The 13,183-nt window shown below is 70.9% G+C and carries 13 protein-coding genes; 1 reads left to right on the forward strand and 12 read right to left on the reverse strand.

Annotated elements, in window-relative coordinates:
• Window positions 1-80 precede the first annotated feature (80 nt).
• The 3 genes from ACFPZN_RS10795 to ACFPZN_RS10805 are packed head-to-tail and all read right to left on the reverse strand — an operon-like array spanning window position 81 to window position 2,825.
• A complete protein-coding gene (locus ACFPZN_RS10795; protein WP_378281716.1) occupies window positions 81-1,226 on the reverse strand; it encodes an NAD(P)H-dependent flavin oxidoreductase in 1,146 nt (381 codons plus the stop codon).
• Window positions 1,227-1,243: 17 nt separating this feature from the next.
• Complete coding sequence (locus ACFPZN_RS10800; protein WP_378281717.1) at window positions 1,244-1,645, reverse strand: Zn-ribbon domain-containing OB-fold protein; 402 nt, start codon at window positions 1,643-1,645, stop codon at window positions 1,244-1,246.
• A gap of 4 nt (window positions 1,646-1,649) precedes the next feature.
• Window positions 1,650-2,825, reverse strand: a complete 1,176-nt coding sequence (locus ACFPZN_RS10805) for a thiolase family protein (protein ID WP_378281718.1) — start codon at window positions 2,823-2,825, stop codon at window positions 1,650-1,652.
• A 118-nt stretch (window positions 2,826-2,943) separates the two neighbouring features.
• Between ACFPZN_RS10805 and ACFPZN_RS10810 the strand changes: the two genes are divergently transcribed.
• Window positions 2,944-4,236 carry an MFS transporter gene (locus tag ACFPZN_RS10810; protein ID WP_378281719.1) on the forward strand — a complete coding sequence of 431 codons (1,293 nt, stop codon included), beginning with the start codon at window positions 2,944-2,946 and terminating at the stop codon, window positions 4,234-4,236.
• A gap of 70 nt (window positions 4,237-4,306) precedes the next feature.
• Here the strand turns inward: ACFPZN_RS10810 and ehuA are convergent, their stop codons facing one another.
• From ehuA to pip, 9 genes are all read right to left on the reverse strand, one after another.
• The gene (gene ehuA, locus ACFPZN_RS10815) at window positions 4,307-5,176 is read right to left on the reverse strand and encodes an ectoine/hydroxyectoine ABC transporter ATP-binding protein EhuA (RefSeq protein ID WP_378281720.1); all 870 of its coding nucleotides are present in this window, start codon (window positions 5,174-5,176) and stop codon (window positions 4,307-4,309) included.
• Entirely contained in the window at window positions 5,163-5,816 is a 654-nt protein-coding gene (gene ehuD, locus ACFPZN_RS10820; protein WP_378281721.1) for an ectoine/hydroxyectoine ABC transporter permease subunit EhuD, read from the reverse strand. The genes ehuA and ehuD overlap by 14 nt, the downstream gene beginning before the upstream one ends.
• Window positions 5,816-6,529 (reverse strand): ectoine/hydroxyectoine ABC transporter permease subunit EhuC, encoded by a 714-nt coding sequence (ehuC, locus tag ACFPZN_RS10825; protein ID WP_378281722.1) that lies wholly within the window; start codon window positions 6,527-6,529, stop codon window positions 5,816-5,818. The genes ehuD and ehuC overlap by 1 nt, the downstream gene beginning before the upstream one ends.
• 3 nt (window positions 6,530-6,532) lie before the next feature.
• Window positions 6,533-7,432, reverse strand: a complete 900-nt coding sequence (gene ehuB, locus ACFPZN_RS10830; protein WP_378281723.1) for an ectoine/hydroxyectoine ABC transporter substrate-binding protein EhuB — start codon at window positions 7,430-7,432, stop codon at window positions 6,533-6,535.
• 214 nt (window positions 7,433-7,646) lie between these two features.
• Entirely contained in the window at window positions 7,647-8,555 is a 909-nt protein-coding gene (gene thpD / locus ACFPZN_RS10835; RefSeq protein WP_378281724.1) for an ectoine hydroxylase, read from the reverse strand.
• Complete coding sequence (locus ACFPZN_RS10840; protein ID WP_378281725.1) at window positions 8,552-8,947, reverse strand: ectoine synthase; 396 nt, start codon at window positions 8,945-8,947, stop codon at window positions 8,552-8,554. Before ACFPZN_RS10840 ends, thpD begins: the two co-directional genes overlap by 4 nt.
• A gap of 73 nt (window positions 8,948-9,020) precedes the next feature.
• Window positions 9,021-10,283, reverse strand: coding sequence for a diaminobutyrate--2-oxoglutarate transaminase (gene ectB / locus ACFPZN_RS10845; RefSeq protein WP_378281726.1), 1,263 nt, complete (start codon window positions 10,281-10,283; stop codon window positions 9,021-9,023).
• 166 nt (window positions 10,284-10,449) lie between these two features.
• Entirely contained in the window at window positions 10,450-11,016 is a 567-nt protein-coding gene (gene ectA / locus ACFPZN_RS10850) for a diaminobutyrate acetyltransferase (protein ID WP_378281727.1), read from the reverse strand.
• 514 nt (window positions 11,017-11,530) lie between these two features.
• Window positions 11,531-12,502 (reverse strand): prolyl aminopeptidase, encoded by a 972-nt coding sequence (gene pip / locus ACFPZN_RS10855; protein WP_378281728.1) that lies wholly within the window; start codon window positions 12,500-12,502, stop codon window positions 11,531-11,533.
• Window positions 12,503-13,183: the final 681 nt, after the last annotated feature.

Below are 13,183 nucleotides of genomic sequence, written 5' to 3' on the forward strand. Positions count from 1 at the left end.
GTATAGAGGCTCTGTGTCGAGTGATAGGAAAAAGTGCGAATTGCGCCGGGGGTAGGGGTGACCTCCGGTGGAGAGTTGAGTTACTCGCCGGAGATGGTGTTAAGGCGGTCGAGGGCCTCGGCGAAGTCCCGCATCATGTCGTAGACGACCTGGCGGGCGGGCTTGACCGTGTTCATCAGGCCGACGCACTGGCCGACGAAGTAGTTGGCCAGCGCGCGGGCTCCCGGGTTGCCCGACTCGGCGATCTTCTCGATCTGGGCCATGGCGCCGTGGGCGACGATCATCTGCAGCGGCATGCCGAGCGGCCCCGGGCTCGCGGGGTCGTCCCACTCGTCGGTCCAGGCCGAGCGCAGCTGGCGGGCGGGCTTGCCGGTGCGCGAGCGCGAGCGGACGGTGTCGCGGGAGGTCGCGGCGAGCATCTTCGCCTTGACGGTCGGCGAGGTCTCGGCCTCCTCGGTGGTGAGCCAGACCGAGCCGCACCACACACCGGAGGCGCCCAGCGCCAGCGCGGCGGCCATCTGGCGGCCGGTGGCGATGCCGCCCGCGGCCAGGACGGGGATCGGGGCGACGGTGTCGACGATCTCGGGCACCAGCACCATGGTGGAGATCTCGCCGGTGTGGCCGCCGGCCTCGCCGCCCTGGGCCACGATCAGGTCCACCCCGGCGGCGACCTGGCGGCGGGCGTGCTCGGCGGTGCCGACCAGGGCGGCGACCGGGATCCCGGCGGCCTTGGCCTTGTCCACCATGAGGGGCGGGGGAGTGCCGAGGGCGCTGGCGATCAGCCGGATCGGGTGGGACAGCGACACGTCGATGAGCTCGGTGGCGCCCTCCTTGGTCACTTGGGTGCCGCCGCGGGAGTCGCCGCGGCGGGCGCGGTCCAGGTCGGGCGGGGGCACGTCGTACTTCGCGAAGAGGCCCGCCAGGAACGCCCAGTGCTCCTTGGGGACGGCGGCGAGCATGGTGTCCAGGCCGCCCTCGCCGCGCCCGGCCCGTTCCGCCGACTCGTCGATCTTCCCGGGGACCAGCACGTCGACCCCGTAGGGGCGGCCGTCGACGTGGTCGTCGATCCAGCGCAGCTCCTCCTCCAGCCGATCGGGGGTGTAGGCGACGGCGCCGAGCACGCCCATGCCGCCGGCGTTGGTGACGGCGGCGACCACGTCCCGGCAGTGGCTGAAGGCCAGCAGCGGGAACTCGATCCCGAACCGCTCGCAGATCTCGGTGCGCATCTCGCGGCTCCCTCGGCTCAGTGGGCGGGGCGGAAGAGGAGGTAGGCCTCGCCTTCGGCGGGGTGCTCGAAGGAGGCTTCGAGGGGGAGGCCCTCGCGGAGGGCGGCGGGGGCGGCGCCGTCGAGCCGGGCGTGCAGCCAGGGGCCCTCCTCCAGCTCGACCAGCGCCAGCACGGCCGGGGGCGGGACGGTGCCGTCGGCGCGGGGGCGGCCGTGCGTGACCGTCCAGGTGACGAGGGTCGCCGCGCCGCTCGCCCCGGCCCAGGCCAGGTCCTCGGCGCCGCAGCCGGGGCAGGAGTGCTGGTCGGGGGCGTGCCAGCGGTCGCACGCCGCGCAGCGCTTGATGACCAGCCGGTCGGCGGCGGTGCCGTCGAAGAACGGATCGGTGCGCCCGTCTCGCTTGAGGATGCCGATCTCCATCGGGTCAGGCCCCCTTCGGGTGCGGGCTGAGGATCAGCGTGGAGTGGTGGTCGAGGATGCCGCCGTTCCCGCTGACCAGGACGACGTCGTTGCCGGCCTGGCGGTCGCCGCCGTCGCCGCGCGCCTGGACGACGGCCTCCGACAGCGGCGTCATGCCCCACATGTAGTACGCCGAGAGCTGGCCGCCGCCGGTGTTGGTCGGGAGCGCGCCGCCGGGACCGAGGGCGCCGGAGGCGGCGAACGCGCCGCCCTCGCCCTTGGCGCAGAACCCGTAGTCCTCCAGGGTCACCAGCACCGTGTAGGTGTAGCAGTCGTAGAGCTGGCACTGGCTGACGTCGTCGACGGTCACCCCGGCCATCTTCATCGCGGTCGGGCCGGAGGTGAGCGCGCCCGTCGTGAGGCCGAAGCCGCTGCCGCGCTCCTTGCGGTGCCCGGGGTGGCCCTGGCCCCAGCCCCACAGGTGGACGGGCGGGCGGGCGAGGTCGCGGGCGCGGTCGGCGCCGGTGACCACGATGGCGACGGCGCCGTTGGAGACCAGGCAGCAGTCCAGCAGGCGCAGGGGTTCGGCGATCCAGCGGGAGGCCCGGTGGTCGTCCAGGGTGATCGGCTCGCGCATCTGGGCGATCGGGTTGCGGACGGCCCATTCGCGCGTGCTGACGGCGATGGCGCCGAGCTGCTCCTCGGTCGTCCCGTAGCGTTCCATGTGGCGGCGGGCGGCCAGGGCGTAGAAGGCGTTGACGCTGCGGAACCCGAGGGCGGCCGTCATCCCGCCGAACCCGTACCAGGCGGGCGAATCGCGGTGGTACGCCTCGCCCGCCGACGTCTTCGGTTTGAGCGGGGCGTCGGCGAAGACGCAGGCCACGGTGGACGCGGCGCCGCTGAGGATGGACATCGCCGCGTACGACACCATGGCGCCGGCGGTGGCGCCGAAGGAGTTCATCTGGGACAGCAGCCGCAGGTCGCGCAAGCCGAGGGTGTCGGCGAGCTCGATGCCGGGGGAGCCGCCCATGCCGTGGCTGACCAGTAGGCCGTCCAGGTCGTCCAGGGACAGCCCCGCGTCGGCGGTGGCGAGCCGGACGGCGTCGGCCGCGAACCGGCGGGGGCTGCGCCCGTACACCTTGCCGAGCTCGGTCATGCCGAGTCCCACGATGGCCGTGCCCGAGGCCGCTGTTCCGGTCACGCGTGACCTCCCTTCGCCGGAGCTTGCGCCCCACGGTACCGAATCCGATTCGGCTGCGAAAAGACAGGTGTTAACCCGATATTGGACATGACACCCCGGGTGCGGTAGCAACGGTCGGGTGACCCCCAGCGACATACCCGCCCCGACCGCCCGAACCGGCCGGGTCGCCCCCGGGCGCGACGCCGCGCCCTCCGGGCTGGCCGGCCGCGACTTCCTGCTCCTGCTGGCGGCGACGTTCGGGATGTTCTCCAACCACGCCGTGCTGATCTCGGTGGTGCCGCTGTGGTCGGTCGGCGGCGGCGCCGGGCACGGCGGAGCGGGCGCGACCACCGGGACCGTCATGGCGGTCACGGTGGCCGTCCAGCTCGCCATGGGCCGGCTGACCCGCCGGTTCGGGGCCCGCGTCCTGCTGCCCGGCATCGTCACCGTCGCGGGCGCGGCGCTGGTGGCGGGCCTGGTCGCGCCCGGCCGCCGCGGACGGGCCGTCGGCCTGTACGGCCTGGCCGTCGGGCTGCCGCAGGTGCTGATCCTGCCGGCGGGGCTGTGGGCGGCCGAGCGGTACGGCTTCGTCCCGGTCTTCGTGGCCGCGGGGGCCCTGAGCGTGCTCGCCGCCCCGCTGGTGGCGGTCATGTCGCGGCACCCGGCGCTGGCCCCGGCGCGGGGCGCCGCCTCCGGGACGTCCCGCACGGGCGCACCGTCGCTCCGCTCGCGGCTGTCGGCGTCATTCCGGGAGGACGACCCCGCAGACCCCCCGGCAAGTGCCGGGCCGACATTCCTCGCTTCGCTGCGGGTGTCGGCCGCAGGCCGCGCGCTGACCCGGGCGGCGGGCCCCTGGACGGCGCTGTTCGCCGCGGCGAGCGCCCTCGGCGGCGTCGTCTCGTTCCTGCCCCTCGCCCTGCACGATCCCGCCGCCGCCGCGGTCGCGCTGTTCGCCCTCTCCGCGGCGATCATCGCCGGGCGCTGGGGCGCCGGGGTCTGGAACGACCGCTGCGGGGCCGGGCGGCTGACCGCACCCGGGGGCGTTGCGGGCGTGGCGGGGATGGCGGGGATGGCCGCCGCCGCGGCGATGGACGGGGGCTGGGCCACGGGCGCGGCCGTCGCCGCCGCGACCCTCTACGGGCTCGGGTTCGGGCTGGTCCAGAACGACACGCTGGTGGTGATGTTCCAGCGCTCCGGCCCGGACGGGCACGGCACGGCCAGCGCCGCCTGGAACATCGCCTTCGACGCCGGGACCGGCGCCGGGGCCGTGGCGATCGGGCTGCTGTCCGGCGTCCTGGGGATCGCCGGGTCGTTCGCGGTGGCGGCCGCCGGGATGGCCGCAGCCCTCCCGGTCGCCTGGCTGGACGCCCGCGGCCGCGGCCGTGGCGGCGCCGCACGCCCTGACCACGGCGCCCCGGGGCGCGGGGGGTGAACCACCCGCGCTCCCGGGGCGACGGGAGCGCGGGTGATCCATGGCGCCGCGGTACGCCCGGCGGCGGCCCCTACGAGGCCAGGACCGCCTGGAGGAAGTCCCGCGTGCGCTGTTCGGACGGCTCGCCGAAGATCTGCTCCGGCGGGCCCTCCTCCACGATCTGCCCCTGATCGAACATCAGTACGCGGTCGGAGATGTCCTTGGCGAAGCCCATCTCGTGCGTGACGCACAGGATGGTCAGGTCGCTCTCCTTGGCGATGTCGCGCAGCAGGTCCTGCACGCCCACCACCAGCTCGGGGTCGAGGGCCGAGGTGACCTCGTCCAGCAGCAGCACCTGCGGTTCCATCGCCAGCGCGCGGGCGATGGCGACGCGCTGCTGCTGGCCGCCCGAAAGCTGGGTCGGGTGGGCGGCGGCCTTGTCGGCCAGGCCGACCATGTCCAGCAGCTTGCGGGCCCGTTCGGCGGCCTCGTCCTTGGACAGCCCCAGCACGTGCACCGGCCCCTCGGTGAGGTTGCGCAGCACGTTCATGTTGGGGAACAGGTTGAACTGCTGGAACACCATGCCGATCTTCTTGCGCATCTCGTGCAGGTGCTTCTCGTTGGCCGGGACGAGCTTCCCGCCCTTGTCCATGTGCGACAGCGGCTCGTCGCCCACCCGGATCACGCCGTCGTCGACCTTCTCCAGGGTCATCAGCAGCCGCAGGATGGTGGTCTTGCCCGAGCCGCTGGGCCCGATGAGCGTCACCCGCTCGCCGGGGGCGACGGTGAAGTCGAGCTCGCGCAGCACGACGTTCTGGCCGAACCGCTTGACCACCTTCTCGAAGCGGATGCCCGGCGCCTGGCTGGGCCCCTTCGGCGGCGGGCCGTCGCCCTTCGCGAGCGGGACGCCCGAGGCGTCCTCGGGAGTCGGGGCCGGGGGTGTGGCATCAGTAGGTGGCATAGCGCCTCTCCAGGCGACGGACGAGGATCGAGGACGGGACGCTGACGGCGACGAAGAGCAGGCCGACCATCGTGATCGGTTCGAGGAACTGGCCTCCCACGGAACCGGCCTGGTAGGCCGCGCCGAGCAGCTCCACGACCGTGATCCCGAAGATCAGCGGACTGTCCTTGAACATGGCGATGAGGTAGTTCCCGAGCGAGGGCACGACCTTGCGGACGGCCTGAGGAAGGATCACGTCCTGCCATACCCGCCGCTTGGGCAGGTTGAGCGCGACGGTCGCCTCCCATTGGCCGCGGGGGACGTCGGAGATGCCCGCCCGGTACACCTCGGCGGTGTAGGTGGAGTAGTGCAGTCCCAGGCCGAGGATTCCCGCGGTGAGCGGGCCGAGGGTGAGCCCGATCGAGGGGAACACGTAGTAGATGTAGAACAGCTGCACCAGCAGGGGGGTGCTGCGGATGAACTCCAGGATCCAGCGCGTCGTCTGGCTGACGGCCTTGTTGGGGGAGCGGCGCAGCAGCGTCCACACCAGCCCCAGGGCCAGCGCCAGCACGTAGCCGAGCACCGTGGCGAGGATGGTGACGCGCAGGCCGTTCAGCAGGTCGGGGAGGATCTCCCCGGTGTAGGTCCAGTCCCAGGTCATCACATCACCCCGCTGCCGGGCGCGCTCGCCGACACGGTGGCCAGGCTCTGCTCACGCGACGGCGTCCGGCCGAGCATCCGGTCCACCCGGCGCTCGGCGTACCGCACGAACAGCTGCAGGAACTGCGCGATGATGAAGTAGAGCACCAGGATCGTGGTGTAGGTCCAGAACGTCTCGCCCGTGGACGACTGGATCTGCTTGGCCCGGAACGTCAGATCGCTGATCGTGATCAGCGAGACCAGCGCGGTGCCCTTCATCAGCTCGATGAGCAGGTTGCCGAACGGCGGCAGCATCAGCGCCACCGCCTGCGGCAGCAGCACCCGCCGCATCCGCTGCGCCGGCGTGAAGTTGAGCGCCACGGTGGCCTCGTACTGGGCCTTCGGCACGGCGTTGATCGCTCCGCGGACCACCTCGGCGCCGTAGGCGCCCACGTTCAGGCCCAGCGCCAGCACCGCGGCGAAGATGGTCGTGAACCGGAGTCCCACCAGCGGCAGCGCGTAGAAGAACCAGAACATCAGCACCAGGGTCGCGGTGCCGCGGAAGAACTCCACGTAGACCCTGTTGAGAGCGCGCAGGGCGGGATTGCGCGCGGTGCCGGCCAGTCCGAAGACCAGCGCGAGCACCGCGGCGAGCGCGCTCCCGTACAGCGTGAGCTGGATGGTGATCCCCGCGCCCCGGAGCAGCAGCTGGTAGCTGTCGAGGACGTGCCCCATGGGTCAGACCGCGCAGAACTTGGCGGCGGTGTCGCCCGGGCCGGGCAGCTCGGCCTGGCTGAACCCGAACGGCTGGATGATCGGCAGCAGCTTGTTCTGCTGCTTGAACTCGGTGAGCTTGTCGTTGAACGCCTTGAGCAGGTCGGTATCGGCCTTGCGGAAGCCGAACCCGCCCGCGCCCAGCTGCTCCTTGCCGTCGATCACCGGGGTGAACGCCTCGGTGACCTCGAACGGCTCACCCGGGTGCTTGGACAGCAGGTCGGCCAGCGAGATGCGGGTCAGCGCGATCGCGTCGATCCGCCCGGCCTTCAGGCCCTCGTACGCGTTGGGCTGGTCGGGGAACGGCTTGATCTGCCCCTTGGGCACGCCCAGCTTCTCGGCGTAGCCGCCCTCGACCGCGCCGGTGAGCACGCCGATGTTGGCCTTGGACCTGGTGACGTCCTCGAACTTCAGGATCTTCTTGGGGTTGCCCTTGGGCACCATGAACGCGGTCTTGGCCACGTAGTCGGGGTCGGAGAAGGCGGCCGAGGCGCACCGCTCCTTGTTGATGAACATGCCGGCCGCGATCACGTCGAACCGCTTGGCGTTCAGCCCCGCGATCAGCCCGCCGAAGTCGACCTGGACCCCCTCGACGTTGGGGATGCCGAGCTCCTTGAAGATCGCCCTCGCCAGTTCCGGCGCCTCACCGGTGAGCTTGCCGGACTTGTCGGTGAAGCCGTAGGGCGCCTCGTTGGCGAACCCCACCTTGATCTTGCCCTCCTGCTTGGCGCGTGCCAAGGAGCCGCCGCCCTGGCGCTCGGTCTCCGGGTTGGTGGTCGAGCAGCCGGCGGCGGCCAGCGACACCCCGCCGGCCAGCAGGGTCGCGGTGCGCAGGAAGTCGCGCCTGGAACTGGAGGAAGTCATCGTTGATCTCCTAGTGATGCCCCGCGACCGCCGGGGGGCGCTGGGGCCCTCCGGCGGTCGCGGGGCCGTCGGTCGGGTATGTGGGTCGGGATCGGCCGGAACAGGCGCCGGACGGGACGCTCGGGACTGACCGGACTGATCGGACTGACGGGACTTGCGGGACTTGCGGGACTAATAAACCGTTCTAGGGGAATCGGGCGCGCGGCGCAGTCGGTTACGCCCCGACAGGGGTGAAATCGCGGGCGCCGATGAACGCGGGCCTCGGCTCGTCCGCCGAGAACGGCTCGGTGCAGGCGTTCTCGACGCTGTTGAACACGATGAACACGTTCGAGCGCGGGAACGGCGTGATGTTCCCGTTCGAGCCGTGCATGCAGTTGCAGTCGAACATCGTGGCCGAGCCCGCCGGGCCGGTGAACAGCTCGATCCCGTACTTGTCGGCCAGGATCGACAGGCTGTTGGGGTCGGGCGTGCCGATCTCCTGGCGCCTCAGCGACTCCTTGTAGTGGTCGGCGGGCGTCTCGCCGACGCACGACACGAAGGTCTTGTGCGATCCGGGCATGATCATGAGACCGCCGTTGTGCACGAAATTCTCGGTGAGCGCGATGGAGATGCTCACCGCCCGCATGCGGGGCATGCCGTCCTCGGCGTGCCAGGTCTCGAAGTCGGAGTGCCAGTAGAAGTCCTTGCCCGTGAAGCCTGGCTTGTAATTCACCCGGCTCTGGTGCACGTAAACATCCGAACCCAGGATCTGCCGGGCACGGCCCACCACGCGGGGGTCGCGGACCAGCTCGGCGAACACCTCGCTGAGCTTGTGCACCTCGAAGATGGAGCGCACCTCGTCGGTGCCGCGCTCGGTCACGGCGCGCTCGTCGCGCAGCACCGCCGGGTCGGCCGACAGCCGGCGCAGCTCGGCCCGGTAGTCCTCCACCTCGTCCGGGCGCAGCAGCTCGTCGACGTTCAGGAAGCCGTTGGTCTCGAACGAGTCGAGCGTGGCGGCGTCGACCGGGCCGTCCTCGGGGCCGCCGTACACCACCGGGTCCTGCCGGTACAGCAGCACCGCCTCGCCGCACTTACGGGTGGGATAGGGGTCGTCGATGCTCGGATGGCTCTCGATGATGCTCATGCGTCCTCCTCGGTGAGCAGGGGGTAGACACCGTTCTCGTCATGGACCTCCTGGCCGGTGACGGGCGGGTTGAAGACGCAGACGGTGCGCACGTCGGTGTGGGCGTTCAGCGTGTGGTGCTCGTGGCCGTTGAGCAGGTACATCACGCCGGGCTCGATGCGGTGCCGCTCGCCGGTCTCCTCGTTGACGAGCTCGCCCTCGCCCTCGATGCAGTAGACCGCCTCGATGTGGTTGGCGTACCACATCTTGGTGGACGTCCCCGCGTACAGGACGGTGTCGTGCAGGGAGAAGCCGACCCTGTCGCCGGCCAGCACGAAGCGGCGGCTGCACCATGTCGGGGCCTGCACGTCGCGCTCGGTGCCGATGATGTCCTTGAGAGAACGGACGATCATTGGTGTGTTCCTTTCGTTCTGCGGGCCGGGGCGCGGGGCCCCGGCCGCCGGGGGCGGTGGACCGCGGCGGCGGTCAGACCGCCACCGTCGCGCGGACCGCGCGGACCGACTCGGCGATGATCTCCAGACCCCGGGCGAGCTCGGCGTCGGTGGTGGTCAGCGGCGGCAGCAGCTTGACCACCTCGCCCTCCGGCCCGGAGGTCTCCATCAGCAGCCCGCGGCCGAACGCCTCGGCGCACACCCGCGGCGCCATCTCGGCGTCCCGCATGACCAGGCCCCAGGCCAGCCCGCGGCCCCGGACGCCCTCGATGGCGCCGGCGTGCTCCAGCGCGATCTCGTTCAGGGCCAGCTCGACCTGCTGGCCCTTGGCCAGGGTCTGCTTCTCCAGGCCCTCGCCCGTCCAGTAGTCCTCCAGGGCGGCGGTGGCGGTGATGAAGGCGGGGTTGAAGCCGCGGAAGGTGCCGTTGTGCTCGCCGGGCTCCCACACGTCCAGGTCGCGCCGCATCAGCGTGATCGCGAACGGCAGCCCGTAGCCGCTGAGCGACTTGGACAGGCAGACGATGTCGGGGGTGATCCCGGCCTCCTCGAAGCTGAAGAAGGGTCCGGTGCGGCCGCAGCCCATCTGCACGTCGTCGACGATCAGCAGGATGTCGTGCCGCTTGCACAGGTCCGACAGGCCGCGCAGCCACTCGGCGGTGGCGACGTTGAGGCCGCCCTCGCCCTGGACGGTCTCGACGATCACCGCGGCGGGCTTGTCGAGGCCGCTGCCGCTGTCGTCCAGCATCGTCTCCAGCAGCAGGAAGTCGGGGGTGCGGCCGTCGAGGTAGTTGTCGTAGGGCATCGCCACGCCGTGACCCAGCGGCACCCCGGCGCCGTCCCGCTTCATCGAGTTGCCGGTCACGGCCAGCGCGCCCAGCGTCATGCCGTGGAAGGCGTTGGTGAAGCTGATGACGCTCTCCCGGCCGGTGAATTTCCGGGCCAGTTTGAGCGCCGCCTCCACCGAATGGTTGCCCGCCGGACCGGGGAACTGCACCTTGTAGTCGAGCCCGCGCGGGGCGAGCACGATCTCGTTGAAACGGTCCAGGAAGTCGCGTTTGGCGACCGTGTACATGTCGAGCCCATGGACCACCGAGTCGCTCGCGAGGTAGTCCATGAGCCGCTGTTTAAGCTGCGGGTTGTTGTGCCCGTAGTTGAGCGTTCCCGCACCGGCGAAGAAGTCGAGGTAGGTCTTGCCGTCCTCGTCGGTCATGTGGCTGCCGCGGGCGGTGCTGAACACGGTCGGCCAGCCCCTGCAGTAGCCGCGGACTTCAGATTCGAGGTGGGCGAAAACATCCATGTTTCTGCCTCCGGCAGGTGTGGTGAACGGGCTGAGAACGGGCTGCGAACTGTCGGGAGATGAACTGGGCGCCGGCTGTGAGATCGCTGCGAACGGGCTCCGGACGGGCCTCGGGCGGGCAGGGCGCGCCGCCTGGAGGGGCGGGGCGACCCGTCCGCGGAACGGATCAGACGGCCTTCCCGTCGGGCGCGACGGACGGCGTCGCGGGCGGGAAGGGGCCGATGCGGAAGAGGACCTCCGGGTCGTGCCCCTCGGGAAAGTGCTCGGGCGTGAACAGCGGGCTGCGGGCGACCGCGCAGCCGCGGCCGCGGGCGAAGGACTCGAACATCCTGGTGGAGGCGGTGTTGTCCGGTGTGACGGTGGCCTCCAGGTAGCGGCAGCCGCGGGCCGCCATCCGGTCGCCGAGCCCGTCGAGCATGCGCCGCGCCAGGCCGAGGCCGCGGTAGGTGTGGTCGACGGCGACCTGCCAGACGAAAAGGGTGTCGGGCCGGTTCGGCCGCGTGTAGCCGGTGATGAAACCGCACGCGGCGGAACCGTCGCGGGCGACCACGGAAGTGCCGGCGAAGTCGCGGCACCACAGCACGTAGCTGTAGGGCGAGTTCACGTCGAGAACTTGCGAGTCCCGTGCCAGCCGCCACATCTCCGGGCCATCCGTAAGACGGGGCTCCTCGAGCCTAATGGCCGGGTCCGGTCCGGATCGGTCAGGGGGCGATTGCAGGGGTTGCGCTGCCATGTCCAGGTAATTTAGCGAATCCCGGCCACTGATCGCTACGGAATGTTATGTGCGAGATGTTTAGGGTGTGGCGCACGGGGTATAACAATGTGCTTGTCAAATTCGGTGCCATTTATGCGCCACGCGGGCGCGCGTGGCGGGCGCTATTCCGGGCGATACGCAGGGGTAACCGGGGTGTCTGCGCCGCAGCTGCACCGGAGTCTCATCGAGGGGCACTCTAGTGATTTGTTACGAGCAGATGACGTTATTTATGTCTCATTTCTGTGACGTGAATCACACAATCCGGTTGTCAACGGGGTGTGTGCGGTGAGCGTCACGTTGCGTCACGCGAGGTGAGAGGGCCATGGGGCTGGTGGGCCGCACCCGGCGACCGCCCGGAGGTCCCCCGAACGCCTCGCCGGTAAGGGCTCCCGAGAGGACCACCCCCGTGACCGGGGGCCCGCGAGGGCGGCCCGCGGCGGCGGCTCGATGACGGCGAAATGACCGCTATGTGACGGAGTTGTTACCCGGCGGATCAGCCCGTCGAGCGGGCGAAGCGGTCGGTCGCCTCGATGAGGCGGTGGAGGATCCCCGGCTCACTGTAGGCGTGCCCGGCGTCGTCCACCAGATGGAACTCGGCCTCGGGCCAGGCGCGGTGCAGATCCCACGCGGTCGCGGCCGGGGTGCACACGTCGTACCGGCCCTGCACGATCACCGCCGGGATGTGCCGGATCCGGTCCACGTCCCGCAGCAGCTGCTCCTCCTCGAAGAACCCCTCGTTGACGAAGTAGTGGTTCTCGATACGGGCGAAGGCCACCGCGTAGTCGGGCTCGCCGAAGGACTCGGCCAGCTCCGGGTCGGGACGCAGCGTGACCGTCCGGCCCTCCCACTGCGACCACCCCCGGCCGGCGGCCACCCGCACCTCGCGGTCTGGCGAGTTCAGCCGTTCGGCGTAGGCGGACAGCAGGTCCTCGCGCTCGTCCTCGGGGATCGGCGCGAGGTAGTCCTCCCACAGGTCGGGGAAGAGCAGCGAGGCGCCCTCCTGGTAGAACCAGTACAGCTCGAACGGGCGCAGCATGAAGATGCCGCGCAGCACCAGCTCGGTGACCCGGTCCGGATGGGCCTGCGCGTACGCCAGCGACAGCGCGCTGCCCCACGACCCGCCGAACACCTGCCAGCGCTCGATCCCCAGGTGCTCGCGCAGCCGTTCCATGTCGGCCACCAGATGCCAGGTGGTGTTGGCCTCCAGCGACACCTCCGGGTCGGCGGCGTGCGGCGTGCTGCGCCCGCAGTTGCGCTGGTCGAACAGCACGATCCGGTACGCCTCGGGGTCGAACTGCCGGCGGTGGTCGGGGCTGCAGCCGCCGCCGGGCCCGCCGTGCACCATCACCGCGGGCTTGCCCCCGGGATCGCCGCACACCTCCCAGTAGATGTGATTGCCGTCGCCGACGTCGAGCAGCCCGGAGTCGTACGGCTCGATCGGCGGATACAAGGTCCGAAGCTCCATGCTGAGATTATTGCGGCGCCCTCGGCGTCGGGCGCTGAACGCCCCCTCTGCTCATTGCGGCGCCCTTGGCGTCGGGCGTTGAACGCCCCCTCTGCTCATTGCGGCGCCCTTGGCGTCGGGCGTTGAACGCCCTCCTTCGGCGGGCGCCGCGTGCGATTGCTGCATCGCTCCGACTCGCCTGGCGGCTCGCTGCGCGATCAGGTTCTCGCAGGCTCGAACCTGGCTTCGCTCGCAATCGCAACGGTTGAGCGTCGTAGGGGGGTGAGGTTGTGTCGACCGGATAGCCGCTCATGGCGGCGTCGCGTGCGATTGCCGCATCGCTTCGACTCGCCATCGCAACGGCTGAGGTCGGCGGTGGCTGAGTAGAGTGGCTGAGGCGGGTGCGCCCCGGCGGCGCCCTCGTGCGATTGCTGCATCGCTCCGGGGCGGCGCGAGCCCGTCGAGTCGGAGTTTCGGACGCTCAGGAACCTGCTCATCGACGGCCCGGAGCGGATTCATGCGCGCGAATAGACCACGCGGATCACGAAACTAAACCCCAAACTGGGCAAACGTCGTGCTGGTCGGCACTAGAGTGCCTTGGGTGAGCGAAGCGACGAGCCGCCGGGCGGACGATCGACGCCGGGCGAGGAGTGCGGCGAACACCATGAGTACGACGCCCCCGCGTCCGCGGCCCCGCGCCGC

The sequence above is a fragment of the Actinomadura rugatobispora genome (assembly GCF_042656285.1).
GTDB lineage: Bacteria > Actinomycetota > Actinomycetes > Streptosporangiales > Streptosporangiaceae > Spirillospora > Spirillospora rugatobispora.

Bases quoted from the DNA above. Each gene is read 5' to 3' on its own strand.
- pip (WP_378281728.1), bottom strand. From the start codon at position 12,502: ATGGAGCTTCGGACCTTGTATCCGCCGATCGAGCCGTACGACTCCGGG.
- ACFPZN_RS10795 (WP_378281716.1), bottom strand. From the start codon at position 1,226: ATGCGCACCGAGATCTGCGAGCGGTTCGGGATCGAGTTCCCGCTGCTG.
- ACFPZN_RS10840 (WP_378281725.1), bottom strand. From the start codon at position 8,947: ATGATCGTCCGTTCTCTCAAGGACATCATCGGCACCGAGCGCGACGTG.
- ACFPZN_RS10800 (WP_378281717.1), bottom strand. From the start codon at position 1,645: ATGGAGATCGGCATCCTCAAGCGAGACGGGCGCACCGATCCGTTCTTC.
- ectA (WP_378281727.1), bottom strand. From the start codon at position 11,016: ATGGCAGCGCAACCCCTGCAATCGCCCCCTGACCGATCCGGACCGGAC.
- ehuD (WP_378281721.1), bottom strand. From the start codon at position 5,816: ATGACCTGGGACTGGACCTACACCGGGGAGATCCTCCCCGACCTGCTG.
- ehuC (WP_378281722.1), bottom strand. From the start codon at position 6,529: ATGGGGCACGTCCTCGACAGCTACCAGCTGCTGCTCCGGGGCGCGGGG.
- ehuA (WP_378281720.1), bottom strand. From the start codon at position 5,176: ATGCCACCTACTGATGCCACACCCCCGGCCCCGACTCCCGAGGACGCC.
- ectB (WP_378281726.1), bottom strand. From the start codon at position 10,283: ATGGATGTTTTCGCCCACCTCGAATCTGAAGTCCGCGGCTACTGCAGG.
- ehuB (WP_378281723.1), bottom strand. From the start codon at position 7,432: ATGACTTCCTCCAGTTCCAGGCGCGACTTCCTGCGCACCGCGACCCTG.
- thpD (WP_378281724.1), bottom strand. From the start codon at position 8,555: ATGAGCATCATCGAGAGCCATCCGAGCATCGACGACCCCTATCCCACC.